The organism is Streptomyces sp. NPDC097640, assembly GCF_040302705.1.
Taxonomy (GTDB): Bacteria; Actinomycetota; Actinomycetes; order Streptomycetales; family Streptomycetaceae; genus Streptomyces.
The window spans coordinates 1-25716 of sequence record NZ_JBEOSB010000038.1; the positions used below are offsets into that span (position 1 = coordinate 1).

Below are 25716 nucleotides of genomic sequence, written 5' to 3' on the forward strand. Positions count from 1 at the left end.
CTCCTCGGCACGGTCCATAACCTCAACAAACTCATCAGCCACAGACCCCGAGGGCGCTCTTGACCTTCGGGGGCCGGGAGTCGTGCGACAGCCTCTGTACGGCCTCCCCGCTTTCACGTTTCCCGCACCCGGCGAGACGATGAAGCTGCCCGAACCCGACGCGGTGGCCTGGCGGATCGCCGCCGAGGGGTACGGAGCCGAGGAGACCTGGGAAAGCGCCTTTGGCCGTTTCTGTGGCGAGGTCGACACCACTCGGGTCCGTGCCCTGATCGTGGGCCTCTGGGAGGACCCGGAAGACACCGATCCCTCCGGCGTCATCGAAGCGCTGTTGAGCGCGCGTGACCGGCTGCCGGCCCTGCGGTCGGTGTTTCTCGGGGACATCGTGGTCGAGGAGTGCGAGATCTCCCGGATCAGCCAGACCGACGTCACGCCGCTGCTGGCCGGCTTTCCCGAACTGGAGGAGTTCGGCGTGCGCGCGGGAGAGGGCATCAGTGTGGGGGAAACTTTGAGGCTGGAGTTCCCCGCCCTGCGCCACGACGCGCTGCGCAGGCTGACCGTGCAAAGCGGTGGTCTGCCGGTGAACGTCGTCCGTGGTGTGGGGGCGAGCGAACTGCCCGCGCTGGTCCACCTCGAACTGTGGCTGGGCACCTCGGAGTACGGAGCCGACTGTGAGGCCGCCGACCTGGAGCCGATCCTGTCCGGTGCGCGGTTGCCCCGGCTGCGGCGTTTGGCCCTGCGTAACAGCGAGATCCAGGATGAGATCGCCGCCGCCGTGGCGTCCGCTCCGGTGGTCGCCCGGCTCGAGGTGCTCGACCTGTCCATGGGCACCCTGAGCGACGACGGCGCCGACGCCCTTCTGGGTGGCCAGCCGCTGACCCATCTCAAGAAGCTGGACCTGCACCACAACTACCTGAGCGAGCCGGTCCGGCAGCGCATACACACGATGCTCGAGCCTATGGGTGTCGAGGTGGATCTCGACCAGGACGACGCCGAGTGGGACGAGGGCGACGACGGCACCGTGCGGCACTACGTCTGTGTGGGGGAGTGAACGCTGAGTTCCTGTACGGCGTGGCGAAGCCAGTGGAGCGGCCGCTACAGGTGGCGCTGCCAGGTCTGGCCGACGAGGTGGTGGCCGAAGCTGTCGTGAGGTTCTTCGGCGACGAGTTCGAAGCCGTGCTTCTGATAGATGCGCCGGGCGGCGCCGAGCACATCGTTGGTCCACAGGGTGATCGCCTCGTATCCGGCCGCCCGCGCGAACCGCAGGCACTCTTCGACCAGGCGGGCTCCCAGGCCCAGGCCGCGCGCCGCCGGATCGACGAGCAGCAGCCGCAGCTTCGCGGTCCGGTCGTCCGCGCATACGCAGAAGACGCAGCCGGCCCGCACGCCGTCGACCTCGGCGATCCATGCCGCCTGCGGCCCGGGTTCCCTCGCGTCGGCGTAGTCGGCGACGATCCGGGCGACGAGCGCCTCGAAGCTGGTGTCCCAGCCGAACTCCCGGTCGTAGAACTCGCCGTGTGCCATCACCACCCAGCCCAGGTCACCGGGGTGGTCCAGCGTCCGAATGGCCACCTCACGCTCCGCCATGATGTCCACCCATGCCCCATCACTCTGCACTGAAACGACTGTTTCAGTAGACTAGCCCGGTGACCCGATCCGAACCAAGCCCGTCCCCGCGTCGGCAGGAACTGCTGGAGGCGGCCTACGCCTACGCGCTGCGCAGCGGTCTCGGCGAGCTGTCCCTGCGCCCCCTCGCCGAGGAGATCCACTCCAGCCCACGCGTGCTGCTCTATCTGTTCGGCAGCAAGGACGGCCTGATCCGCGCCCTGCTCGCCAGGGCCAGGGCCGATGAGCTGGCACACATCCAGCGGATCGCGGACTCGCGGAATGACAGCGGTGAGCTGTGGTCGGTCGCGCGTGAGCTGTGGCGGTGGCTGTCCGACGAGGCTCACCGTGGCCTGCTGACGCTGTGGGTGGAGAGCTACGCGCGCTCCCTCACCGACCCGGACGGGCCGTGGGCCGGTTTCGCCCGCGACACGGTCGACGACTGGCTGGAGCTGCTCGCCGCCGGCCAGCCCGCCGCACTGCGCGATACCGAGGAGGCGCTCGCGCAGCGCACCCTCGTGCTCGCCGTCCTGCGCGGGGCGCTGCTGGACCTGCTCGCCACCGGCGATGCCGCGCGCACCACCGCCGCGGTACACCTCCACCTCGAGCCGGCCCGGACGGGGTGACGCGGGCCGCCGCCGAACGGCGTCGGCGACGGCTCCGCCCCCGGATCAGGCGTGCGCGCCCGGACCGCCGCCTATCCCCGGCACGCTGCACTTCGGGACCTTCGACACCAGCCGGAACGACACCGCCTTGGTCGCGTTGTCCTTGCCGAACTCCGCCACGATGAGCAGCGTCGCACCGGCGACCCGTCGGCCGTCCGACGCGACGGTGTCGTCCGGGATCATGTCCGGGTGGATGATGGCCTTCGCGGGGTCGGACGGGAACGTCATCGCGTAGCCCGCGGTGGCCCAGGGGGCATGGGGCGGCGCGCCCGTGGGGCAGTTCTTGTCTCCCTCCAGGACAGCCGCCCGCACGCCCATCTTCTTCAGCTGCTTCTGGAGGCCGGGCAGGCCCTCGGGGCGGTTCAGGAGAAGGGTCAGGGAGCCGTCGTCCTCCCGGGTCACGGCGTACGCGGGCGAGCTGCCCGAGCCGGTCAGCGTCGGCACGACCACGGCCGCGGCGGCCGCCGTCGCCACCGCCGCGATCGCGAACGGGAGCCGAAGACGGTGGGCCGGGGCCCGGGTGGCGGGAGCGGGAGCGGGAGCGGGGGCCGGGACCGGGACCGGGTGCGTGGCCATGGCCGACAGCTCCGATGCCAGGCGCTGCTTGAACTGGGTGGGCGTGTTCATGAGACGGCCTCCAGGGTGGGTTCCGCGTGCGTGACGACGGGTGGGCGTTCGGCGCGCAGCGCGCGCTTCGCGCGGTGCAGGCGGACCCGCACCGTCGCCTGGTTGAGCCCGAGGACCTGGGCGGCCTCGCGCGGGGTGAGGCCGTCGACGGCCACCAGATCGAGCACCTCGCGCAGCGGCCGGCTCAGCGCGCTGTGCCGCTCCACCAGCTCGCGCGCCGCGCGTTCCGCGTCGATCCGCTCCTCCAGCGCGGCGATGTCCTCCTCGTCCAACATCCGGCGCCCGTTCAGCCGGGCCACCGCGTGCTGTTCGCGGGCGCTGCCCCGGTAGTGGGAGGACAGGACGTTGCGGGCGATGCCGTGCAACCAGGCGGCGGGCGTCCCGCGCCCGGGGTCGTACTGGCCGGCCGCCTCCAGCGCGGCGACGAAGATGTCGGCGGTGAGGTCCGCGGCCAACTGCGGGCAGGTGGTGCGCCGGGTCACGAAGCCGAGGACGGCGTCGAAGTTCTCCTCGTAGAACGCCGCGAATCCCGCGGCGTCCGGCCGCGGAGGCGCGGCCCGGCTCGCCCGTCGTTGGGGCACTGCGGCCCGTTCGGGTATCAAGGGCACCCGTTCCTCCAAGGTGGTCGGTGGTCCCTTCACCCACTACTTGGACGGGCGGCAGCCATTCGTTTCATCCGTCACGCGCGTCGGCGATCGCGGCGGTGTCCCCATGGAAGGGGCGGACCTCGGGGGGGCGGCGACGACCGCGTCGCCGCCCCCCGGGTCCCGCGCGCCCCTTCTGCCGCGATCTGGCCGAAAACGTGTGGTGCGTGCCGTCGCCGCAGGTCACGGCCGCGGGATGGAGCGCGATCCGCGCCCTCCTCGCGAGATTGAGCCGAAAGTGGACTTTTAGCTGAAGCTAAAGGTGGGATCCTGACACTGTGAAGAGAAGAAGGATGCCATGACGCCGACACAGCGCGGTTTGGAGTGATGCATCTTGCCGTGGAAGAGCAAGGGTGTGAGGGCGGACGCCGCGGACGCGACCGGCGCGCGGCTGGCCAGGCAGGCCACCGTCGAGGTGGCCGGGGTGCTGGGCAAGCGGGACATGAGCCGGGCCGATCTGGCCAGGCTGATGGACGTGAGTCCGGGCCGGGTGAGTCAGATCCTGTCCGGTGACGAGAATCTGACGTTGCGCAGCCTTGCCGCCGTGGCGGAGGCGCTTGAGCTCGACATCAAGATCAGCTTCGTTGAGCCCAAGGCCGTCCATCAGGACGCGGTCGCCATGGAGCAGGGCAGTTCCGACGTGTTCGTCTATACCCATTGAATATGGGGGGCGGGCACGTCACGGATGCGGCGCAGGGGCTTCGGCGAGCGGTTCGACGGCCATGGCCGTCCGCCGGATTCGCATGAGGTCCCTGTCGCTGCTGCGCTTCCCGTGCTTGTAGCCGAACTCGAGCATCTGCACGCAGGCCTCCCTGGCCTTGGCCAGCGCCTGCCGGCAGTCCTCCGCCTCCTCCCGCGTCCGGCGGTGCAGGTCTTTCGGGAAGTCCTGTAACTCTCGCCGCCGTCGGCTCGCCTCCGCGTCGGCCTCGACCTTCACGGCCTCGTCCAGGAGCGCTTGCACGTCTTCGTGCAGCCCGTCGATGGCTGTCTTGTCCTTGGTCTGCATGGCGCAGCCGCGCAGATGCGCGCGGGCGTCGAAGGCGAACATGCGCAGCTGTGCGATGTCCTCGAAGTCCCTGACCAGCCGGTGGCAGCGGCTGTACATGTCGTGGACGAGCCGCCGTTCGAGGTGGCCGAGCAGCACGGCGATGCCCAGCGTGATCAGGGCGACGAACGGCGGGGTGGACTGCTGGTTCTGCTGCTGGCGGACCCGCGGTGCCAGCGCGCCCCCGGCGGCGGCCGCTGCAACGGCGGGGGGCACGTCCGCGGCGTGCGGCAGCAGGAGCGTGATGGTGATCAGCGCGGCGGCGCAGGTGCACGCCGTGATCGTGCCGCACAGCGCGGCCGACCGGGCGGTCCCCAGCAAGCGGCCCTTCTCGGCGAACCGGTGCACCAGTGAAATCCAGGTGACCAGCGCGCAGAGCCCCATGGGTAACACGAAGTGTTGGAACCACCCCTGTTCATAGAGCTCGTACACCGCTCCCCCTGGTTACACCGTCCCGGATACCGGGCGTCCGGCCGTGGGGAGAGCGGGAAACCGGATTCCCTGTCCGCCTCAGTGCGGAAGTGTCGGCCAGTGGCCGTGCCATCCCCTCGCGGAGCGCCTCGTCGCGCCATCACGATAGTCCCACCCGAACGCGTAGCGCACAGGTCACTTTCTGTACAACTTTGGATCGTGGTTTGCGTCACGCGCAGGGGGGTTCCCCGGGTTCCCCGTGCAGACGGGTGTGCGCGGGCCGGGAAACCCGTTTCAAACGCTCCGTGCGCCTTCACCCCACACACCGCGCCCGCGCTTCCCCATCATGCGTGCGTGGGAATCGGTGGGCTCGTGTGATTTGTCGGTGACCGGCTGGGCAGCTCTGCTTGCGCGTCTTTCCATCTCTCGCCGACCGCGGAGGAAGTGATTCATTGATCCCAGGGGACGGGTGAGGTCATACGGCCGTGCGGCGGTACTGGGGTGCCGTCGCACGGCTTTGTGCGTCGTCGCGCGGTTTCGCTTGTGGCCACGCGACCTTGACACCGTCGATTTAGCTGACGGATAGTCAGAAAGCTTTCGACCCGCCCGGCCGTACGGGCGACGCCGTCGAGCGAAGGGGAGACCGCTGCCCATGCACCTCGCCCCCACCCCCCGCCAGCGGCGGCTGCGCGAGGAACTCCGCGGCTACTTCCGCGAGCTGATCACCCCCGAGACGCGCGCCGCGTTGCCGGACGACCCGGCCCGGCAGCGGCTGCTGCTGCGCCGCATCGGCGCCGACGGCCTGCTGGGGCTCGGTTGGCCGATCGAGTACGGAGGCCAAGGGCGTGGCCCCGACGAGCAGTTCGTGTTCTTCGACGAGGCGTACCGGGCGGGCGCGCCGGTCTCCATGGTCACGCTCAACACCGTCGGCCCGACGTTGATGAAGTACGGCACCGAGGAGCAGAAGCGGTTCTTCCTGCCGCGCATCCTCAGCGGCGAGTTCGTGTTCGCCATCGGCTACTCGGAGCCGGAGGCCGGCACGGACCTCGCCTCCCTGCGCACCAGAGCCGTGCGCGACGGCGGCGACTGGCTGATCGACGGCGCCAAAACCTTCACCAGCAACGCCCACAACGCCGACTGGATCTGGCTGGCCTGCCGCACCGACCCGGCGGCCCGCAAACACGAGGGCATCTCCATCATCCTGGTGCCGACCGACGCCCCCGGCTTCTCGTGGACGCCGATCGAGACGGTGGCCGGACTGACCACCACAGCGACGTACTACGACTCGGTCCGCGTCCCGGCCGACCATCTCGTCGGCCAGGAGAACGGCGGCTGGGGGCTGATCACCAACCAGCTGAACCACGAGCGGGTCGCGCTCGCCGCCATCGGCATGCAGGCCGAGGACTTCTACGAGGCGGCGCTCGCCCACGCCCGCACGCCGGACCCGCACACCGGCGAGCGCCCCGCCGACCGGCCCTGGGTGCGGTCCCGGCTCGCGGAGGCACACGCCCGGCTGGCGGCCACCCGGCTGCTCAACTGGCGGCTGGTGGGGGACGTGGGGGCGGGGACGCTGAGCCCGGGCGATGCGAGTGGGGTCAAGTTCGCGGGAACCGAAAGCGCCGTCGAGGTGTACAGGATGTGTCAGGAGATTGTGGGGGAAGCGGGGCTGATCCGGGCGGGATCGCCGGGCGCGTTCGGCGACGGCGAGCTCGAGCGGATGAACCGGGCCGCGCAGATCAACACCTTCGGGGGCGGTGCGAGTGAGGTGCAGCGGGAAATCGTGGCCACGATGCGGCTCGGCATGCGGCGGGGGCAGCGATGACCAGTGAGAGGGCGGGGTCGACCGATGAGCGGAAGGCCGGTCGCGGGGTGGCCGGCGACGATTTATACGGGCGCCTGAGGGCGTACGAGGGCCGGGCGGCCGCGACCGGGGGCGTGGGCAAGGACCCGGTCAACGAGCCGATGATCAGGCACTGGTGCGAGGCGATGGGCGACGCCAACCCGGCCTATCCGGCCATCGCGCCGCCGACGATGCTCCAGGTGTGGACGATGGGCGGGCTGTCCGGCCATGCGGGCGGCTCGGCGCGCTCCGAGGCGTACGACGAGCTGCTGGACCTCCTGGACGGGGCGGGCTGTACCTCGGTCGTCGCCACGGACTGCGAGCAGGAGTATCTGCGTCCCCTGCGGCCGGGCGATCGCATCACCCTCGACGCGGTGATCGAGTCGGTCTCGCCGCGCAAGACCACCAAGCTGGGCTCCGGCCACTTCGTCACGACGCGGATGGACATCCGGGCGGGAGGGGAGCTGGTCGGCAGACACCGCTTCCGCATCCTCAAGTACGCCCCGGCGCGCCGGGCGTCGGAGGGGAAGGCCCGCCCGACGGAGGCCAAGGAGGCGAGGCGCCCGCGCCCAGTGATCAACCGCGACAACGAAGGCTTCTGGGCGGGGGTCGCCGAGCACAGACTGCTCATCCAGCGCTGCACAGGCTGCGGGACGCTCCGTTTCCCCTGGCTCCCGGGGTGCGGTGCGTGCGGCTGCCAGGAGTGGGAGACGGTCGAGGCGTCCGGCGCCGGGACGGTGTTCAGCTATGTCGTCATGCACCACCCGCCGTTCCCGGCCTTCGACCCGCCATACGCCGTAGGCCTGATCGAGCTCGTGGAAGGGGTGCGGATGATCAGCAACATCACGGGCGTGCCGTACGACAAGGTCCGCATCGGCATGCCCGTCGAGCTGGAGTTTCTGCGCGTGGACGCCGATCTGGAGCTTCCCGTCTTCCGAGGGGCGGTGGCCTGATGGACTTCGCGCCCACCGTGGAGCAACAAGCCGCATGCGAGCTGGCGGCGGAGATCTTCGGTGATCTGTCCACCCACGAGCGGCTGTCCGCCCTCGGCACCGGCACGGACACCGAGCTGTGGAAGGCGCTGTGCGCGGCCGGGCTGCCGGCCGCCGTGGAGGAGATCGGCCTGGTCGGGCTGGTGCTGCTGATGGAGGAGCAGGGCAGGGCCACCGCCCAGGTGCCGCTCGCGGCGACTTGTGCGTATGGAGTGCTGCCGGTGACCGTCCACGGCACGGCGGAGCAGCGCGAGCGGCTGCTGCCCGCCCTGGGGGACGGCACGGCGGTCGCGACGGGCGCCTTCGGCCCGCGGGTGGCCACCGCGCGCCGGACGGCGGACGGCTGGCGGCTGAGCGGTACCTTCCCGGCCGTGCCCTGGCTGCGGGCGGCGACCCACGTCCTGGTTCCGGCCCGCGTGGCCGGGGCGGCGCCGCGCTGCTTCCTGGTCGAGGTCCAGGCCGCCGGGGCCGGATCCGTCGAGCGCAAAGCCGTCGGGACCGAGGCCGTCGGGACCGAGGCAGTCGAGATCGAGGCTGTTGAGACCACTGCGCCATGGGCGGCGGGCCGGCTGACCCTCGACGGGGCGCCCGCCGAGCCGCTCGGCGGCGAGGAGAGTCATGCCGATGTGCTCGGCCGGGCCCGCACCGCGTTCGCCGGGCTCCAGGCGGGGGTCTGCCGGGGCTCGCTCGACCGGGTGGTCCACCACACCGCGGTCCGCCAGCAGTTCGGCCGCCCGCTGTCCACGCATCAGGGCGTGCTGATGCGCGCGGCGGACGCCCATATGGACACCGAGGCCATCCGGGTCACGGCGTACGAGGCGGCCTGGCGCTACGACCAGGGCCTGCCCGCCGCCACCCATGCGCTCACCACCGCCTGGTGGGCCTGCGAGGCGGGTAAGCGGGTGGTGCACTCGGGCCAGCATCTGCACGGTGGCATCGGCGCCGATGTGGAGTACCCCGTCCACCGGCACTTCCTGTGGGGTCGGCAGCTGGACGCGTATCTCGGACCCGCGCCCGGGCTCCTGGACGAGCTGGGCGAAGAGCTGGCGGAGGTGGCCGGATGACGGTCCCTGCCACCGCGATCCGGGTCGGCGACGAGCTGCCGCCGCTGCGCATCCCGATCACCCGGACCCTCATCGTCTCCGGCGCGATCGCCTCCCGCGACTACCAGGACGTGCACCACGACGCCGAGGCCGCCAAGGAGAAGGGCTCGCCGGACATCTTCATGAACATCCTGACCACCAATGGCCTGGTGGGCCGGTACATCACGGATCACTTCGGGCCGCACGCCCGGCTCCAGAAGGTCGCGATCCGGCTCGGCGCACCCAACTACCCCGGCGACGAGATGGTGCTGACCGGGCGGGTCACGGCCGTCGCCGACGGCACCGCGGAGGTCTCGGTGACCGGGCGCAACGCGATCGGGAACCATGTGACCGGCAAGGTCACCCTGCGGCTCCCCCCGGACGGCCTGGACTCCCCGGACGGCCTGGACTCCCCGGACTCCCTGCACGGGGAGGCCCGATGAGCGTTCGTGGAGTCGACACGCTCGGCGGCCGGGCCGCGGTCGTGGGGATCGGGGCCACCGAGTTCTCCAAGGACTCCGGCCGCAGCGAGCTGAAGCTGGCGGTCGAGGCCGTCCAGGCCGCCCTGGCCGACGCCGGGCTCACCCCCGCCGACGTCGACGGCCTGGTCACCTTCACCATGGACACCAGCCCCGAGATCACCGTGGCGCAGGCGTGCGGCATCGGCGAGCTCTCGTTCTTCTCCCGCGTCCACTACGGCGGGGGAGCCGCCTGCGCCACCGTTCAGCAGGCCGCGCTCGCCGTGGCCACGGGCGTCGCCGACGTCGTGGTCTGCTACCGCGCGTTCAATGAGCGTTCCGGCCGCCGCTTCGGGTCCGGCGTGCTGCACCGCGAGCCCTCGGCCGAGGGCACCGCGCTCGGCTGGTCGCTGCCCTTCGGCCTGCTGACCCCCGCCTCCTGGGTCGCCATGGCCGCGCAGCGCTATCTCCACGCGTACGGCCTGGCTCCGGAGGTGTTCGGCCAGGTGGCCGTCGTGGACCGCCGCCATGCCGCCACCAACCCGGCCGCGTACTTCTACGGCAAGCCGATCACCCTCGCCGACCACGCCGCCTCCCGCTGGATCGTCGAGCCGCTGCGGCTGCTGGACTGCTGTCAGGAGACGGACGGCGGCCAGGCCCTCGTGGTCACGAGTGTGGAGCTGGCGCGCGATCTGCCGCATCCGCCCGCCGTGATCACCGCCGCGGCGCAGGGCGCCGGCCGCGGGCAGGAGCAGATGACGAGCTTCTACCGGGACGATCTGACCGGGCTGCCCGAGATGGGAGTGGTCGCCCGCCAGCTCTGGCGCAGCGGTGGGCTGTCCCCCGCCGACATCGATGTGGGCATCCTCTACGACCACTTCACCCCGTTTGTGCTGATGCAGCTGGAGGAGTTCGGCTTCTGCGGGCCGGGCGAGGCCCCCGGCTTCGTCGCCGACGGCGCGCTGCCGCTCAACACCCACGGCGGCCAGCTCGGCGAGGCGTATCTGCACGGTATGAACGGGATAGCGGAGGCGGTGCGCCAGATACGCGGCACCTCGGTCAACCAGGTTCAGGACGCGGCCCGCGTCCTGGTCACGGCGGGCACCGGGGTACCGACATCCGGGCTGCTCATCGGTGCAGACGGCTGAACCGTGCGCGTGTCTGCGGGCCCGGTCCCCCCACGGGCACTTTCACTCTTCATATGGACCGAAGAAAGAAGATCAGATGGAAGGTCGTCGGATGTGCGACCGGCCTGTCCGCGACGCTGGCCACGCTGATCGTCGGCGCCCCTTCCGCCGCCTCCTCTCCGGCGGCGGCCCCCGGCTCCTCCTCGGCGGCGGCCCTCCCCGACCCCCGGCCGCTGGGCGCCAAGGTCTTCCAGGGCTGGGGCTTCGACACGTGTCATGCCCCCTCGCTCGAGACGCTGCGTGCCTGGAGCGGCTCCCGGTACCGCGCGGTCGGCGTCTACTACGGCGGCCGTGGCCGCGCCTGCCCGAGCCAGCCGCACCTCACCGTGTCCTGGATGCGGGGGACCCGCACCATCGGCTGGCGGGTGCTGCCCATCTACGTCGGCTCCCAGTCCCCCTGCGTCCGCAACACGAACAAGAAGCACGTTCCCATCGGCTCCAAGCCCTCGTCGCAGGGGCGCAAGGAGGGCAAGGACGCGGTCAAGCGCGCCAAGGCGCTGGCCATCAAGAAGCGCAGCGCGCTCTATCTCGACATGGAGGCATACGACCAGACGCGCACCGGCTGCGCCAAGACCACCCTCTCCTTCATCCGAGGCTGGTGCCGCGAAGTGCGTTCACGCGGATATTTCCCGGGCTTCTACAGCAGCGCCGAGTCGGGGGTGCTGCATCTGGAGAAGGCCCGGAAGGCGGGCAAGCACGACCTCCCCTCCGTGATGTGGTTCGCGCGCTGGAGCGGGAAGGCGTCGCTGTCCGGTGAACCGGTCCTGGCCAAGAGCGCCTGGCATCCGCACCGCCGTATCCATCAGTACGTAGGCAATGTCACCGAGACGCACGGCGGCCGGACCCTGAACATCGACCGCAACAAGGTGGACGCACCCGTCGCGATCATCGACTGATCCCCCGGCCCTACTACTTCCGCGGCACACCCCCTGGGGTGCAACCCTGAGGTACTCTCCGCCACCCCTCCCCCCGCAGGAGGTGGTGCCAGCCCTACCCCTACAACCTGAGGCTGAGGCGTCTTCGGCACTTACGGCGGATCCCTGGCCCGCGGCCCGCTCCTAGCGTGGGAGGTATGACCACGAGTGTGTGCACCGGCGCGTCCACCGCCGCCTTTCCGTGTTTCGCGTCATATGTGCGGGCGCGGGGACCGGTGTTGCTGCGCACCGCCCGTTCGCTGAGCGCCAACGCCTGGGACGCGGAGGACCTGCTACAGACCGCGCTGACGAAGACATATCTGGCGTGGGAGCGGATAGAGGACCACAACGCGCTGGACGGGTATGTCCGCCGGGCGCTGGTGAACACGCGGACCTCGCAGTGGCGTAAGCGCAAGGTCGACGAGTTCGTGTGCGAGGAACTGCCCGAGCCGGACCCGGTTCCCGTTCCGGACCCCGCCGAACAGCAGGTGCTGCGGGACGCGATGTGGCGCGCGGTGCTGCGGCTGCCGGACCGGCAGCGGGCCATGCTCGTCCTCAGGTATTACGAGGACCTGAGCGAGGCTCAGACGGCGGAGGTACTGGGCGTGTCCGTGGGCACGGTCAAGAGCGCCGTCTCGCGCGCCCTCGGCAAGCTGCGCGAGGACCCGGCGCTCACCCGGGCCGCCTGAGCCCAGGCTGCCTGAGCCCGGCCCTCACCCGGGCCGCGTGAGCCCAGGCTGCCTGAGCCCAGGTTGCCTGAGCCCGGGCTGCCTGAGCTCGGGCGGCGTGATCAGGGGAGGGAGAGGGAGTTGGGTGTCGTGACCACCAGGTAGTGACATACCGCCCGGTCGGCTGCACAATCGGCGGACACCTCGACCCGCGCGTAACCGGAACCACCCCTGGAGGCCCCGGTGCTCAGCACGATGCAGGACGTACCGCTGACCGTGACCCGCATCCTCGTCCACGGGGCACTGGCGCACGGCAAGGCCCAGGTGATCACCTGGACCGGTGACGGCGAGCCGCAGCGCCGTACCTTCCACGACGTGGCACTGCGGTCCACCCAGCTCGCGAACGCCCTGCACGAAGAGCTCGGGGTCGAAGAGGGCCAGGTCGTGGGCTCGCTCATGTGGAACAACTGTGAGCATCTGGAGGCGTATCTGGCGGTGCCCTCGATGGGCGCCGTGCTGCACACCCTCAATCTCCGGCTGCCCGCCGACCAGCTGACCTGGATCGTCAACCACGCCGCCGACCGCGTGATCATTGTCAACGGCTCGCTGCTGCCGCTGCTCGCCCCGCTGCTGCCGCTGCTCACGTCCGTCGAGCACGTGGTCGTCGCCGGGCCGGGAGACCGCTCCGTACTGGACGGCTGTCGCGCCGCCGTCCACGACTACGAGGAGCTGATCGAGGGCCGTCCCACGCGCTACCCCTGGCCCGTCACCGATGAGCGCCGGGCCGCGGCGCTGTGCTACACCTCCGGCACGACCGGCGACCCCAAGGGCGTCGCCTACAGCCACCGTTCGATCTATCTGCACTCGATGCAGATCAACAGTATGGAGGGCTTCCGCCTGTCCGAGCGGGACACCCTGCTGCCGGTGGTGCCGATGTTCCACGCAAACGCGTGGGGCACTCCGCACGCCGCCTTCATGGGGGGCGCCTCCATCCTGATGCCCGACCGCTTTCTCCAGCCCGCGCCGCTCGCCGACATGATCGAGTCGGTCCGGCCCACCCTCAGCGCCGCCGTCCCCACCATCTGGCAGGGCCTGCTGTCCGAGCTGGACGCGGGGCCGCGGGACGTGTCCAGCCTGCGCGAGGTCTACATCGGCGGGTCGACCTGCCCGCCGTCCCTGATGAGGGCGTTCGAGGAGCGGCACGGCATCCGGGTCGTGCACGCCTGGGGCATGACCGAGCTCTCGCCGCTCGGCTCCGTGGCCCACCCGCCCGGCGGTCTCACGGCGGAGGAGGAGTGGCCGTACCGGGTGTCCCAGGGCCGGTTCCCGGCATCCGTGGAGTACCGGCTGACCGCGGCCGACGGCGGGCTCGTGCCGTGGGACGGCAGTTCGGTGGGCGAGCTGGAGGTGCGCGGCCCGTGGATCGCGGGTGCGTACTTCGGCGGGGCGGACGGCGAGCCCTTCCGCCCGGAGGACAAGTTCACGCCGGACGGCTGGCTGAAGACCGGCGATGTCGGCGCCATCTCGGAGGACGGCTTCCTGACACTGACGGACCGGGCGAAGGACGTCATCAAGTCGGGCGGCGAATGGATTTCGTCGGTGGAGCTGGAGAACCACCTGATGGCCCATCCCGATGTCGCCGAGGCGGCGGTGGTGGCGGTGCCGGACGAGAAGTGGGGGGAGCGCCCGCTGGCGACGGTGGTGCTGAAGGACGGCACCGGGGTCGGCTACGAGACGCTCCGGGCGTTCCTCGCCGAGCGGATCGCGCACTGGCAGCTGCCGGAGCGCTGGGCGCTGATCGAGGAGGTGCCGAAGACCAGCGTCGGGAAGTTCGACAAGAAGGTGATCCGCAGGCGGTACGCGGACGGCGAGCTGGACGTCACGCAGCTCGACGCGTCCGGGGCGTGAGGCCGGGGCGCCGGGCGGCGCCCAGCCAGCCCAGAACCAGCCAGCAGGCGGCGACGGCGCACACCCCGCCCCAGCCCCAGCGCCCGTACGCCGGCGCCGCGAGCGCGGAGGCGGCCGCTCCGCCGACGAACGCGGCGACGATGTAGGCGGTGTTGGCCGCGGCCGGGGAGGAGGTCGCGGTCAGGGCCCGGGTCTGGTTGGCGACCTGTCCCGTCATCAGCCCGGCGTGCAGCAGCACCGCCGCCACGCACAGCGCCCAGATCCGCGAGCCGCCGAGCCAGAAGAGCGGTACGGACGAGGCGGCGAGCACGTACGCGGCGCCGACCACCCGGGTCACGCCGAACCGGTCCACCAGCCCGCCGGACAGCGGCCCCACGGCGCTCGCGGTCAGCCCGAAGAGGCCGAACAGCCCGGCCGCGCCCGTCGACATTCCGTAGCCGGGCCCCGTGAGCAGCAGGGCCAGGGCCGTCCGCAGGGCGCTCCACGCCCCGTACATCCCGCCCTGCCGCAGGCACGCGCTCCGCACCTCGGCCGAGGCGGCGAGCACCCGGGGCACCCGGGCGACGCCCTTGAGGACCGCCAGCGGGTCGCTCTTCGTCCGCGGGCGGGTCTCGGCCGGCAGCAGCGCGGCCGTCGCGAGGCCGATGAGCGCGGTGAGGCCCGCCGCGCCGAGGAAGACCGCGCGCCAGCCGTAGGCCTGCCCGGCGAGCCCGCCCAGCACCCGGGCCGCGACCACTCCGGCGAACAGCCCCGCGACGACCACGCCGAGGTGGCGGCCGCGCCGCTCGGCGGGTGCGCGCTCGGCGACGAGCGGCACCAGCAGCTGCGGTACGACCGTGGCGGCGCCGGCCGCGAACACGGCGGCACCGAGCGCGGGCAGCCCCGGCGCCAGCCCTGCGACGACCAGGGCCACGCCCGCCGCGGCGGACAGCGCGCCGACGAGGCGGCGGCGGTCGGCGGTGTCCCCGAGGGGCGCGAAGAGCAGCAGCCCGGCCGCGTAGCCGAGCTGGGCGACGGAGGCGATCCACCCGGCGGCCGACGGGGCGACGCCGAGGTCGCGGGCGATCAGGTCGAGGAGCGGCGCGGCGAGGTAGATGTTGGCGGCGGTCACGGCGGTGCACAGGGCGATGACCGCGAGGAACACGCCGGTGGGCGGGGTGCCGCGGCGGGCGGGGGTGCTGATGGCGGTCGGCGTGACCGTATCCGTATCCGTATCCCTGCCCCTGTTCGCGTCTGTAGCCGTCATCGCCAACCCCTCCGTGCGGGCTCGTCCCGCGTAAGTAACCAACTGGTTGGTTGCCGAGTCTGCGACTCCGGGGGCATGTTGTCAACCAGCTAGTTGGTTACTCTGGGCTCATGGCACCAGCAAGGGACGCGGAGGCGACCAAGGCCCGGATCTTCGCGGCGGCCACCGCAGAGTTCGCCGCTCATGGCATCGCGGGGGCCCGCATCGACCGCATCGCCCGCGAGGCGAAGGCCAACAAGCAGCTCATCTACGCCTACTTCGGCGACAAGGCCGAACTGTTCACGCAGGTGGTCCAGCACGCCATGCTGGCCATCGCGGCCGCGGTCCCGCCCGACGCCGAGAACCCGGGCGACTATCTGGACCGGCTGATGGCCTACCACGCCGACCACCCCGAGCTGCTGCGGCTGATGCTCTGGGAGGGACTGGAGTACGGCGGCGACGGCGGCGGTGCCGGGATCGAGCGGCAGGAGCAGCGCCGCGCCTTCTACGCCTCGAAGGCCGCCGCCTTCGGCGCCGCGCAGGAGCGGGGCGCCATCGAGCGGCACCTCCCGCCGGAGCACCTGGTGTTCATCATCAGCGCGCTGGCGGGCTGGCCCCTGGCCGTCTCGCAGATCCGCAAGCTGCTGCTCGGCGACACGGAGGAGGCCGCGGCACAGCTGCGCGATTCGCTCCGTACCGCCGTCGGCCTCCTCACCGGCACGGACGGCAACGGCGGCACCAGCACGGACGGCACCGGCACCGGCAGTTCATGACGCGGCGCGCCGCCGGGACAGGGCCCGGCGGACCTCAGTTGTTGCCGATCTTGGCCAGCAGATCCACGATCCGGCCCTGCACCTCCGCGCTCGTCGAGCGCTCCGCGAGGAACAGCACGGTCTCGCCCGAGCTCAGTCGCGACAGATTGGCCGGATCCATGTCCGCCGAGGTGTAGACGACCAGCGGGGTGCGGTTGAGCAGCCCGTTCCCGCGCAGCCAGTCCACGATCCCGGCCCGTCGGCGGCGCACCTGCATCAGGTCCATCACCACCAGATTCGGCCGCATCTGCGCGGCGAGCGCCACCGCGTCCGCGTCCGTCGCCGCCCGGGCGACCTGCATGCCGCGCCGCTCCAGCGTCGCCGTCAGCGCGTCCGAGATCGGCTGGTGCTCCTCGATCAGCAGGACCCGCGGCGGGTGCTGCTCGCTGTCGCGCGGGGCGAGCGCCTTGAACAGCACGGCCGGGTCGGCGCCGTACGCGGCCTCGCGCGACGCCTGGCCGAGCCCCGCCGTCACCAGCACCGGCACCTCGGCGGCGACCGCGGCGGTACGCAGCGACTGGAGCGCCGTCCGGGTGATCGGCCCGGTCAGCGGGTCGACGAACAGCGCGGCCGGGTACGCCGCGATCTGCGCGTCCACCTCCTCGCGCGAGTGCACGATCACCGGGCGGTAGCCGCGGTCGCTGAGCGCCTGCTGCGTGGACATGTCCGGTGCGGGCCAGACGAGCAGCCGACGCGGGTTGTCCAGGGGCTCGGGCGGCAGCTCGTCGTCGGGCGGCGGGGTGTGGTGGTCGACGACCTCGATGGCGCCGTTCGGCCCGTCCAGCGGCTCCGGGCCCTCGGCGCCCTCGTCGGGCGCGCCGATCGCGAAGGCGCGACCCGCGCTCTGGGGCGAGCCCGGGCGCTGCGGATGCGACCCGGACCCAGGCCCTGACCCCGGCCCCGCCCCTGGCTGGGGGCGCGACTGGGCGCCGGGAGCGCCGGGGTGGCCGACCGGCTCCAGCTCCGCCGAGGCGGGCTGGCCGGCCGGGTCGGGCTTCGCCGCCAGCCTGCGCCGCCTGCCCAGGCCTCCGGCCGCGGCCGTGCCGCCGGACGGCGTCTGGAGCTGCGCCTGCGCGTTGTGCGGGTGGTGCTCCGAGACCTGCTGCGCGAACGGCACGCCCTGCCCCAGGGTGCGCACGCTGATCGCGCGCCCCTGTGTGGTGTCGGGGCCGGGCGCGGGCTCGGCGGCGGGCAACTGCTGCGGCCGGCGCTGGGGCTGAGGCTGCGGGCGGTGCTCCGCGGGGCCGCCCGGCCAGGAACCGGGCTGCGCTGCGCCGTCCTCCATGGCGGGCATGGCGGGCACGGCCTGTGCCCCGGGCATCGCACCGGGCTCCGGCTGTTCGTCGGCCAGCGGCCGCCGGGCCCGCCGCCGTCCGGTGGGCTGCGGGGCGCCGCCCGTGTCGTACTGCTCGTCGTCCGGGGCGTACGGACCCTCGTCCGCGCCGTAGGGACCGCCCGGGCGGGCGTTCGGGTCGTTCTGGGGTTGGTTCCAGTTGTTCTGTTGTTGTTCGGGGGTGCGTGCGGCGGGGAGTGCGGGCATGGCTCGTCCGCCTTGGGGGGCGGGGGGTGTGGCGGGGCCGGGAGCGGCCGGCCAGCCGCCGCCCTGCGGGGCGGCGTTGGGCGGTACGGGGCCGCCTCGTACGGCGAGGCCACCGCCGCCGCTCCTGCTCGGCACGGGCGCGCCGCCCTGGGCGACCTGGGCGCCGGGCCCGGCCGGTCCGCCCGGGGCCGCGCCTCCGCGGGGGTTCCGCGCTCCGTGCTGGGCCGGGACGAGGCCCACGGGCCCGAGCTCCGGCGGCAGCGCGGACTCCGGCGTCCGGTCGGCCGCCGCGGGCGGCAGCGCGAACGGGGACCGGCCCCCGACCGGGTCACCCGCGGGCTGCGGCTGGGCCTGGGGCTGACCTTGGGGCTGCGCCTCGTCGGCCCCGGCCCGTCCGGGCGCTTCGGAGAGCGCGCGCCGGGCCCGCCGCCGCCCGGCGGGCTGGGCGGTGGGCTGAGCGGGGGGCAGGGGGCCCGGGCCGCCGTTGGGGCTGTTCTGGGGTTGGTTCCAGTTGTTCTGTTGTTGTTCGGGGGTGCGTGCGGCGGGGAGCGCGGGCATGGCCCGTCCGCCTTGGGGGGCCGGGGGTGCGGTGGGGCCGGGAGCGGCCGGCCAGCCGCCGCCCTGCGGGGCGGCGTCGGCCGCTGCGGGCGGCAGCGCGAGAGCGGAACGCCCCTGTCCGGCCTCGGCCGGGGCGCCGCGCCGGGCCCGCCGCCCGCCCGGGGCGGACGGCTGCCCGGCCATGCCCTGGGGCGGCACCGGACCCATCGCGGCGGGCTGCGGACCGGCCTGTGGCGCACCGCCACGGGCATGGCGATGGGCCCCCGAACCCTGGCTGTCGGTATCGGCGTTCGCGGCTGCGGGTGCCGGCTGTTCCTCGTCCGGGTGGCGACGGGCGCGACGACGCCCGGTCGGGCGCGGCTCATCGGCGGTGTCGTCGCTCCCGGGCGCGGACGCGGGGGGCGCGGAACCGGCGTGCGGGGCGCGGGGATCGGCGCCCTGGGCGCCGGGCGTGCGCGGCGCGGTACCCCCGTTGGTGCCGCCTCCGTTCGTACCTGCGCCGCTCGTACCCGCACCGCTCGTCCCGTTTCCGGGTCCGCCCGCCGGGCCGCGCCGCGCGCGCCGTCCTGCCTGTGCCGCCGCGGCCGCGGCGGCCGTCGGAGTCTGGCCGGTGCCCGCGCCGCCGCCGGAGGTGCCCCGGCCGGAGGTGTTCCGTACCTCCCCGGTCCCGGACGTACGCCCCGACGCCGCCGCGGCGCTGTCGCCCTGCCTCGCCTGTTCGGCGGCGGCCGCGGAGATCGGCACCTCGAGGACGTACGCGTGCCCGCCCATGCCCGGCATCTCGTGGGTCTGCAGCACGCCCCCGTGCCGCCGTACGATCCCGCGGACGATCGGCTCGTGCACCGGGTCGCCGCCCGCGTACGGTCCGCGCACCTCGATCCGTACGACATCGCCGCGCTGCGCCGCCGCGACCACGATGGTCGAGTCGCCCGTAGCGCCGCCCGGGCCCCCGGTCGCCTTGCCGGTGGAGTCGACCCCGGCCACGTCCGCGATCAGGTGGGCCAGCGCCTGTGCCAGCCGCTCCGCGTCCACCTCGGCCTCGATCGGCGGCGCGTGCACGGCGAACTGCGCCCGCCCGGGGCCGATCAGCTCGACCGCGCCCTCGACGCCGGCCGAGACGACCTCGTCCATGGAGACCGCGTGCCGGGTGAAGTCCTCGCCGCCCGAGTCGAGTCGCTGATAGCTCAGGACGTTGTCCACCAGCGTGGTCATCCGGGTGTACCCGGCGGCGAGGTGGTGCAGGATCTGGTTGGCCTCGGGCCACAGCTGCCCGGCCGGGTCGTCGGCGAGCACGGCGAGCTCGCCGCGCAGCTCCAGCAGCGGGCCGCGCAGCGACTGGTCGAGCACAGCCAGCAGCTGGGTGTTGCGGGCGGCGAGCGCGTCGTACCGCTCGGCGTGTCCCTCCCGCTCCCGGGTGAGCTGGGCGGTGAGCTCCTTCCGCTGCTCGGCGAGCTGCTTCGTGAGCTTCTCCCGCTCCTCCGTGTGGCGCGCGGTGAGCTTCTTCAGCTCCTCGGCGTGCTCGGCCGTGAGGCTCTCGAACTCCTCCGCGTGCTTCGCCACGAGGGTTTCCTCGGGCCGCCGGTCGGTGAAGGTCATCACCGCACCGACGAGCTGATCCCCGTCCCGTACGGGCGCGGTCGTCAGGTCGACCGGTACGGCACTGCCGTCCTTCGCCCACAGCGTCTGGCCGCGCACCCGGTACTTACGGCCGGAGCGCAGGGTCTCGGTGAGCGGGGACTCCTCGTACGGAAGAGGGGAACCATCCGGGCGCGAGTGGTGTACAAGAGGATGAAGCTCCTGACCGCCCAGGTCGCTGGCCCGGTAGCCGAGGATCTGCGCCGCGGACGGGTTGACGAGGACCACCTTGCCCTCGGTGTCCACGCCGACCACGCCCTCCGCCGCCGCGCGCAGGATCATCTCGGTCTGGCGCTGTTGGCGGGCGAGCTCGGCCTCGGTGTCGAGCGTCCCGGTCAGGTCGCGCACGACGAGCATCAGCAGTTCGTCGCCGGTGTAGCTGTACTGGTCGGCGTAAGGAGTCCGGCCGTCCTCCAGATTCGCGCTGGTGACCTCGACGGGGAACTGCATGCCATCCGTGCGCCGCGCCATCATCCGCGTCGGCTTGGTGCGGCCTGCCTCGTCCTGGTCGTCGGGGCGGCGCATCGAGCCCGGAATGCGATTGGAGTCGAAGGAGGGGAGAAGATCCAGCAGACCGCGGCCGACGAGCGCCGTTCCCGGCACCTCGAAGGTCTCGAGCGCGATGTGGTTGGCGTTGACCACCGTGCCGTTGCAGTTCACCAGCAGCAGCGCGTCGGGGAGTGCGTCGAGTATGGCTGCGAGGCGAGCAGCGCCTCGGGATGGCCTGCTGCTCACGACGACGCTTCCTCCCTGATGTACCGCACCTTGCCCGACACTCGCGGTCGTTGTGCCGCCGCATCCGTGGAGTGTCCTCAGGGGAGTCTACGGGCAGCGGGGGCGGACGCGGCGGTAGATGAGAGGGAGGTCGCAGCACGACGTACGCGTCTCGGCGCACGCCTGGACAAACCTCCTGGCGAGCCTTACGAGCCCGTTACGTTCCAGTCCCGGCCAATCCTCAGGTCAGCTCCCAGGAAGGCGCAAAACAGTGGAAAATCTGTCCCATCGGGCGATCTCGCACCCATTGGCCCGGGAGAACCGCGCGTCCACCGGCCGCCCCGCCCAGTGACCGCGCAGCTGCGCGGTGGCCGGCCCCCCGTACTGCCCCGTGCACATCGCCCCGGGCGGCACGGGCGCGAACGGATCCCTCCCCCACACCACCGCCGAGTCCAGCTGATCGCAGGCCCCCTGCGCGGCCGGGTGCGTCCCCCCGGTGGGATGGCATGACAGCGAGTACGTGACGGAGCCCGCGGCGGCACTGCCGAACCGCGACACGGTGACCAGCAGGTGATCGGTGCTCCCGTCCCCGTACGGCAGGGGCAGCGGCACGGGCGCAGCCCAGGCGGCGGCGTTCATCGTGGCGGCGGAGGCGGCCGCCGCGACGACGGCGACGGCCAGGCGGTGCAGCAGGGGCATCGGGGCGCTCCAGGTGTGATCACGACGGGGCGCACTGCCCCTGCCCCTCTAACGCGCCGCCGTCGTGCGCGTTGCGCCGCCATAAGGGCTTTGCGATGCGCCCCGCCAGCCGAGTACCGTAGGCGGCGATTGGTGACATCCCACTGGGCTGTGACATCATCTGCACACACCGCGTCGCGCTCGCGCGAATAAGCTCGGTGTACATGGAGGCTTCGCCTAGTCTGGTCTATGGCGCCGCACTGCTAATGCGGTTTGGGGTAACCCCCCATCCCGGGTTCAAATCCCGGAGCCTCCGCTTTCACCGGAGCCCTGGCCCCTGCGGCCGGGGCTCCGCTGCGTTTCCCCTCGGGCACGTCCACCCGCCACCCGGCCCGCTGCCCCATCCGTGGCCCACCTGCCCCACCTGCCCCACCACAGTGATCATCCGGCACCCCCTGCCGATCTTCCGGATGGCCGCCAAAAGAGTGTTTTCCCAGGTCAGAGGGGGTGTGGGAAACGGATTTCACCTGACGCCGCAGGTCATGTAATGTTGTCCCCGCAACGCCGACCGGCAAGAAAAACCGCCGGGAAGCCAAGCGCTCGTAGCTTAACGGATAGAGCACTTGACTACGGATCAAGAGGTTGCAGGTTCGAATCCTGCCGAGCGCGCCCCAGCTCAGAGGCCCCTTCCGAACATCGGAAGGGGCCTCTGGCGTATGCGTTGACATCCAAACTGACATCAACGGCCACGCGGGTTGGATCAGGCGGGTACGGGGACGCCACTCAGGCCGTCATCGCCGTCGCCGTCGTTGATGTCACGCAGGGCATCGCCCACACGATCGAAGGCGGAGCGCTGCGAGTCGAGCCGGACGAACGTGTAGATGTCCATGGTCACGCGAATGGAACTGTGGCCCAGGACTTCCATGATCATCCGGGCGTCGGCCCCCTTCTCGTGCAGCAGTGACGCGCAGGTGTGCCGGAGGTCGTGGAAGCGGACGCGCCGGACCCCGGCCTTGTCGCACAGGAGGGTGAAGGCGCGGTTCAGATTGCGCGGCTCGATCGGCGTTCCGTACCGGGTGGTGAAGACAAGATCGTTGCCGTCGGCCCGCCACGTGTCGCCCGCCGCGAGCCTGTCTCCGTGCTGCTGGGCCCGACGAGCCCGGAGCGCCGTCACGCATTCAGCGGGCAGCGCTATCCGCCGAGCCGAGCGCTGAGTCTTCGGGGCGGCGATCAGCAGTTGCCCGCCCACGCGTTGGATCGTCTGGCGGATGGTGACCGAGCCGTCCGCAAGGTCCACGTCCTTCCAGCGAAGGCCCAGGACTTCCCCGCGCCGCAGGCCGATCCGTACGGCCAGCTCGTACGCCGCCCAGAGCCGGTCACCACGCGCGGCGGCGAGGAGCTGACGCCCTTCCTTCACCGTCAGCGGCTCTATCTCGCGCTTGGTGCCCATGCCCAGCTCGACGTTCTTGGCCACGTTGCGCGGCAGCTCGTCCTCACGCACCGCGTGTTCCAGCGCGGCCCGCAGCAGCACCAGGAGGAAGCGCACGGTCCGATCGGAGGGATATGACTCGCAGCACTCGCCGAGCGCGCAGCAGCGACGTTTCGTCTCCGGACGCGCCTTGTCCTTGCCCTGAGCGCAGCACTGGCACGTACGAGCGGTGGCAGTGAGGAAGGCACGGATGTCCCGCGCGGTGAGCCGCGCCAGCTTCTTCTTCCCCAGGCCGGGCACGAGGTAGTTCCGAACGAGGGAGTCATAGGCGGCGTAGGTGGCCGGACGTACCTTGATGCGCGCGACGTTGGCCAGCCAGTAGGTCAGGAAGTCGCCCAGGCTCAACTTGCTCGTGACGACGGGAACCCCGCTCTGCGAATCCGCCTTGAGCCGGGTGAGTTTGTCGTGCACCTCATCCCAGGTCTTGCCGTAGACGAAGCGCCGCTTGTACGTCCCGTCGGGAGTGAGGACGTACGCGGCTCCGTGCCAACGGCCGTCCTTCCGCTGGACGATCGTGCCTTCACCATTCACGTTCCTCTTTGCCATCAGGCGGCCTCTCGTTCGGTCTGTCGGGTGATGTAGTCGTGCAGGGCGGTTTCGGTGATGCGGCGACAGCGGCCGATGGTCATGGAGGCCAGCTCGCGCGAGCGGATGAGGTTGTAGACCGTCCAGCGGCTGACCTGGAGTCGAGCGGCGACCTGGTCCACGTTGAGCAGGGCCGTCACAGCCACGGGGCTCCTTCTGTCTTGAGGCGTTGGGCTTGGGTGAGGTCGTGGCGTACTTGGGCGGCGATGAGTTCTTCGCCGGGGCTGTAGCCGGAGGCGAGGTATTGCCAGTGGGAGAGGACGAGGGTGGTTTCCTCGCCGGACTCGGGCCGGTCGTCGGCGACGCGTGCTTGCTCGGTGCGCCAGGCGCGGCGTGCGTCGCGGAGTGCGCCGAGGGTGGTGGAGTAGCGGCGGGATTTGCTGGAGAAGTGGCCCCGGAAGCCGAGCATGTGAGCCCACTTCCAGAGCTTCAGTTCGGCGAATTCGGGGAGGTGGCCGAGGTCCCAGGCGGTTCGGATCATCTGGCGGACGTGGCTGTGCACGGGCAGGTCCGTGATGGGTTCGGACTGGCCGGTGCCCTCGCACGACTCGCACAGGTCCCGGAAGCCGTCGGGGCCGGTCTGGTAGCCGCGTCCGGCGCAGTGGGCGCAGCGCAGGGAGCGGTCCACGGTGCCGGAGTCCTCGGCGCTCTTGGTGGCGTACTTGGCCACGTAGGCAGCGACCTTCTGATCGGTCAGCTCGCCATCGCCCAGGGCGGCAATCTCCCGGATGTCGAGCTGATCACCCCACCTCAGCTCACGCTCCCCGACCGACTTGGAGACGACCTTGAGCACGGCCCGCCCGGCCGCCGTCTTGATGGCGTGGGTGAGTGCGTCGGTGGTGGCCCAGGCGGGCGGGGCCTGGTTGCTGCCGTCCGGGCCGTCGAGCCGGATAACGGCGTGGAAGTGGACCAGGCCGCGCCGCTGGTACTCGGCCACCTTGGCGAAGGAGACCCGCAGCGAGGCGTTCAGGGCCTTCTGTGTCATGCCGAGGTGCGCGGCCAGCTTGCGTCGCAGGTAGGTGGTGAAGCGGGCCCACAGCGCTCCGGCGTGCGCGTTCCACAGCACGGCCCCCGCGTAGTCGTAGGTGGCCGGGGACAGCGGCGTGCCGAGGGCCGGATCATCAGCCCCATGGTGGGTTCCGCAGCGACAGGGCAGGTTCTTGCCCGCGTTGGTGGTGCGGCGGTTGTGGACCGGCCCGAACGACGGGGCGGTGAGGGTGACGAACACCCGGGGGTGCGTGCGGACGGTGTCGGGGACGGTCTTGCCGCCGGAGAGTCCGGCTTTGATCAGGTGGTAGGTGTCGGCGGCGTAGAGGCGCGAGCAGGCCGGGCAGCGGGAGGAGCGGCGGTTGCCGCAGGCGGTCAGGAGGCGTCCGGTCGGTTCGTCGGCGGTGCTGTACGACCGCAGCACCGCGTTGGTCGTGGTGTCGAGGGTCTGTGTGGTGCCGACGAGTTGAACCGGGCGGGTGCAGCCCCGGACGCGGTTGATCTGGTCGTGGATGCGGTCGAAGTTGGGGAGGTGGGCGAGTTCGATGAGGTCCCGCAGGGTCAGGCTCGCCACGTGGCGCAGGTCCAGGGGGCGTTTCACGGGTGGCTTCCTTTCTGGGAGGAGGGCCACGAGCAGTGGCAGGCCAAGGCGTGCGGGTGCTGCTCGGGGCATGGCGAACCGGGCCCGGGAGGGCAGGGCGAGTTCGGATTGCCGGAACGGCCGGCACGGGGTCAGAGCTGGGCGTGCGCGGCGGTGGCCAGCGGGAGGGCGACGCCGAGGCGACTCTTGAGTTGAGCCGGGGTGATGGCCGTGCCGTAGTCGGCCTGGTAGGTGTCGGCGATGGTGCGGGCCGCGTTGAGCAGCGGCAAGGGCACGGTGACCGCCGGAGGTGTGAGCGGCGTTGGCTGGGCCGAGGCTGCCGCCGGTTCCGGAGTCGGGGCGGGGGCGGGCTCGGCGATCGGCGCGGGAGCTGTCTCGGCCGGAGCCGGGTCCGGGGAGACCGCCGAGGCGGGAGCGACGTGGGCGACAGCGTGGAAGTGGCGCAGGAGTTGCGGGCCGACGGCTCCCCAGCCCAGGAGGAGGAGCGGGGCGACGGCGTCCACGGCGGCGCGGCCGTAGTGCTTGACGACGAGGGGTTCGGCGATGTTGAGGGCCAGGGTCAGCAGTCCGGACAGGTGCATCAGGCGCGTGGCGCCCTTGATCTGCTCGGCGGGGATACCGCGCAGGGACAGGTAGCGCAGAGCCACTAGGAGGCCGACGACGGACAGGTCGACCATGGGGGCGATCAGCGGGGCGATCGGGCGCGGGACGCCCAGACGCAGGGCCAGGGCCCAGACGTTGCCGAAGGAGAAGACGAACGCGAGGGCCGCGATGATGGCCATGACGACGGTCACGGTGCGCTGAGTGATCCGATCCTCAGACATAGGTGTTCACCTCCTTTCGGGTGTC

The 25716-nt window shown here is 71.9% G+C and carries 23 protein-coding genes and 2 tRNA genes; 14 read left to right on the top strand and 11 right to left on the bottom strand.

What is annotated here, in order from left to right; genetic code table 11:
- The first annotated feature begins 139 nt into the window (after nucleotides 1-139).
- Nucleotides 140-1048 carry an STM4015 family protein gene (locus tag ABTY62_RS41085; RefSeq protein WP_352134580.1) on the top strand — a complete coding sequence of 303 codons (909 nt, stop codon included), beginning with the start codon at nucleotides 140-142 and terminating at the stop codon, nucleotides 1046-1048.
- Nucleotides 1049-1092: 44 nt separating this feature from the next.
- Here the strand turns inward: ABTY62_RS41085 and ABTY62_RS41090 are convergent, their stop codons facing one another.
- The gene (locus ABTY62_RS41090; RefSeq protein ID WP_352134485.1) at nucleotides 1093-1584 is read right to left on the bottom strand and encodes a GNAT family N-acetyltransferase; all 492 of its coding nucleotides are present in this window, start codon (nucleotides 1582-1584) and stop codon (nucleotides 1093-1095) included.
- 59 nt (nucleotides 1585-1643) lie between these two features.
- Between ABTY62_RS41090 and ABTY62_RS41095 the strand changes: the two genes are divergently transcribed.
- The gene (locus ABTY62_RS41095) at nucleotides 1644-2228 is read left to right on the top strand and encodes a TetR/AcrR family transcriptional regulator (RefSeq protein WP_352134486.1); all 585 of its coding nucleotides are present in this window, start codon (nucleotides 1644-1646) and stop codon (nucleotides 2226-2228) included.
- A 45-nt stretch (nucleotides 2229-2273) separates the two neighbouring features.
- Here the strand turns inward: ABTY62_RS41095 and ABTY62_RS41100 are convergent, their stop codons facing one another.
- The gene (locus ABTY62_RS41100; RefSeq protein WP_352134487.1) at nucleotides 2274-2894 is read right to left on the bottom strand and encodes a hypothetical protein; all 621 of its coding nucleotides are present in this window, start codon (nucleotides 2892-2894) and stop codon (nucleotides 2274-2276) included.
- A complete protein-coding gene (locus ABTY62_RS41105; RefSeq protein ID WP_352134488.1) occupies nucleotides 2891-3502 on the bottom strand; it encodes an RNA polymerase sigma factor in 612 nt (203 codons plus the stop codon). The genes ABTY62_RS41100 and ABTY62_RS41105 overlap by 4 nt, the downstream gene beginning before the upstream one ends.
- Nucleotides 3503-3893: 391 nt before the next feature.
- Between ABTY62_RS41105 and ABTY62_RS41110 the strand changes: the two genes are divergently transcribed.
- Nucleotides 3894-4199, top strand: coding sequence for a helix-turn-helix domain-containing protein (locus ABTY62_RS41110; protein ID WP_352134489.1), 306 nt, complete (start codon nucleotides 3894-3896; stop codon nucleotides 4197-4199).
- A gap of 18 nt (nucleotides 4200-4217) precedes the next feature.
- Here the strand turns inward: ABTY62_RS41110 and ABTY62_RS41115 are convergent, their stop codons facing one another.
- A complete protein-coding gene (locus ABTY62_RS41115; RefSeq protein ID WP_352134490.1) occupies nucleotides 4218-5015 on the bottom strand; it encodes a hypothetical protein in 798 nt (265 codons plus the stop codon).
- 631 nt (nucleotides 5016-5646) lie between these two features.
- On the opposite strand from ABTY62_RS41115, the gene ABTY62_RS41120 reads away from it, so the two are divergent.
- The 8 genes from ABTY62_RS41120 (at nucleotide 5647) to ABTY62_RS41155 (ending at nucleotide 14043) form a co-directional block, all read left to right on the top strand.
- Nucleotides 5647-6816, top strand: coding sequence for an acyl-CoA dehydrogenase family protein (locus ABTY62_RS41120; protein ID WP_352134491.1), 1170 nt, complete (start codon nucleotides 5647-5649; stop codon nucleotides 6814-6816).
- A complete protein-coding gene (locus ABTY62_RS41125; protein ID WP_352134492.1) occupies nucleotides 6813-7787 on the top strand; it encodes a bifunctional MaoC family dehydratase N-terminal/OB-fold nucleic acid binding domain-containing protein in 975 nt (324 codons plus the stop codon). The genes ABTY62_RS41120 and ABTY62_RS41125 overlap by 4 nt, the downstream gene beginning before the upstream one ends.
- Entirely contained in the window at nucleotides 7787-8890 is a 1104-nt protein-coding gene (locus tag ABTY62_RS41130) for an acyl-CoA dehydrogenase family protein (RefSeq protein ID WP_352134493.1), read from the top strand. The genes ABTY62_RS41125 and ABTY62_RS41130 overlap by 1 nt, the downstream gene beginning before the upstream one ends.
- On the top strand, nucleotides 8887-9351 hold the full coding sequence (locus tag ABTY62_RS41135; RefSeq protein WP_352134494.1) for a MaoC family dehydratase: 465 nt from the start codon (nucleotides 8887-8889) through the stop codon (nucleotides 9349-9351). The genes ABTY62_RS41130 and ABTY62_RS41135 overlap by 4 nt, the downstream gene beginning before the upstream one ends.
- A complete protein-coding gene (locus tag ABTY62_RS41140) occupies nucleotides 9348-10514 on the top strand; it encodes a lipid-transfer protein (protein WP_352134495.1) in 1167 nt (388 codons plus the stop codon). The genes ABTY62_RS41135 and ABTY62_RS41140 overlap by 4 nt, the downstream gene beginning before the upstream one ends.
- Before the next feature lie 53 nt (nucleotides 10515-10567).
- Nucleotides 10568-11449: a DUF1906 domain-containing protein gene (locus ABTY62_RS41145; protein ID WP_352134496.1), complete on the top strand. Its 882-nt coding sequence runs from the start codon at nucleotides 10568-10570 to the stop codon at nucleotides 11447-11449.
- A 176-nt stretch (nucleotides 11450-11625) separates the two neighbouring features.
- Entirely contained in the window at nucleotides 11626-12156 is a 531-nt protein-coding gene (locus ABTY62_RS41150) for a SigE family RNA polymerase sigma factor (RefSeq protein WP_311726116.1), read from the top strand.
- A 222-nt stretch (nucleotides 12157-12378) separates the two neighbouring features.
- Nucleotides 12379-14043 carry a long-chain fatty acid--CoA ligase gene (locus ABTY62_RS41155; protein WP_352134497.1) on the top strand — a complete coding sequence of 555 codons (1665 nt, stop codon included), beginning with the start codon at nucleotides 12379-12381 and terminating at the stop codon, nucleotides 14041-14043.
- On the opposite strand, the gene ABTY62_RS41160 is transcribed toward ABTY62_RS41155, so the two are convergent.
- A complete protein-coding gene (locus ABTY62_RS41160; protein WP_352134498.1) occupies nucleotides 14015-15289 on the bottom strand; it encodes an MFS transporter in 1275 nt (424 codons plus the stop codon). The two genes, ABTY62_RS41155 and ABTY62_RS41160, sit on opposite strands and share 29 nt — an antisense overlap.
- Before the next feature lie 110 nt (nucleotides 15290-15399).
- Between ABTY62_RS41160 and ABTY62_RS41165 the strand changes: the two genes are divergently transcribed.
- Nucleotides 15400-16041 carry a TetR family transcriptional regulator gene (locus tag ABTY62_RS41165; protein ID WP_352134499.1) on the top strand — a complete coding sequence of 214 codons (642 nt, stop codon included), beginning with the start codon at nucleotides 15400-15402 and terminating at the stop codon, nucleotides 16039-16041.
- A 34-nt stretch (nucleotides 16042-16075) separates the two neighbouring features.
- Here the strand turns inward: ABTY62_RS41165 and ABTY62_RS41170 are convergent, their stop codons facing one another.
- Both ABTY62_RS41170 and ABTY62_RS41175 read right to left on the bottom strand, forming a co-directional pair.
- Nucleotides 16076-20548 (bottom strand): response regulator, encoded by a 4473-nt coding sequence (locus tag ABTY62_RS41170; protein ID WP_352134500.1) that lies wholly within the window; start codon nucleotides 20546-20548, stop codon nucleotides 16076-16078.
- A gap of 225 nt (nucleotides 20549-20773) precedes the next feature.
- Nucleotides 20774-21226: an SSI family serine proteinase inhibitor gene (locus tag ABTY62_RS41175; protein WP_352134501.1), complete on the bottom strand. Its 453-nt coding sequence runs from the start codon at nucleotides 21224-21226 to the stop codon at nucleotides 20774-20776.
- 205 nt (nucleotides 21227-21431) lie between these two features.
- Here ABTY62_RS41175 and ABTY62_RS41180 point away from each other — a divergent pair.
- Nucleotides 21432-21521, top strand: a tRNA-Ser gene (locus ABTY62_RS41180).
- A 280-nt stretch (nucleotides 21522-21801) separates the two neighbouring features.
- Nucleotides 21802-21874 (top strand) — tRNA-Arg (locus ABTY62_RS41185).
- A gap of 91 nt (nucleotides 21875-21965) precedes the next feature.
- On the opposite strand, the gene ABTY62_RS41190 is transcribed toward ABTY62_RS41185, so the two are convergent.
- The 4 genes from ABTY62_RS41190 to ABTY62_RS41205 form a co-directional block, all read right to left on the bottom strand.
- Entirely contained in the window at nucleotides 21966-23240 is a 1275-nt protein-coding gene (locus tag ABTY62_RS41190; protein ID WP_352134502.1) for a site-specific integrase, read from the bottom strand.
- A complete protein-coding gene (locus tag ABTY62_RS41195; protein WP_352134503.1) occupies nucleotides 23240-23425 on the bottom strand; it encodes a helix-turn-helix domain-containing protein in 186 nt (61 codons plus the stop codon). Before ABTY62_RS41195 ends, ABTY62_RS41190 begins: the two co-directional genes overlap by 1 nt.
- Nucleotides 23416-24867, bottom strand: a complete 1452-nt coding sequence (locus tag ABTY62_RS41200) for a replication initiator (RefSeq protein ID WP_352134504.1) — start codon at nucleotides 24865-24867, stop codon at nucleotides 23416-23418. Before ABTY62_RS41200 ends, ABTY62_RS41195 begins: the two co-directional genes overlap by 10 nt.
- 131 nt (nucleotides 24868-24998) lie before the next feature.
- Nucleotides 24999-25691 (bottom strand): DUF2637 domain-containing protein, encoded by a 693-nt coding sequence (locus ABTY62_RS41205; protein WP_352134505.1) that lies wholly within the window; start codon nucleotides 25689-25691, stop codon nucleotides 24999-25001.
- Nucleotides 25692-25716: the final 25 nt, after the last annotated feature.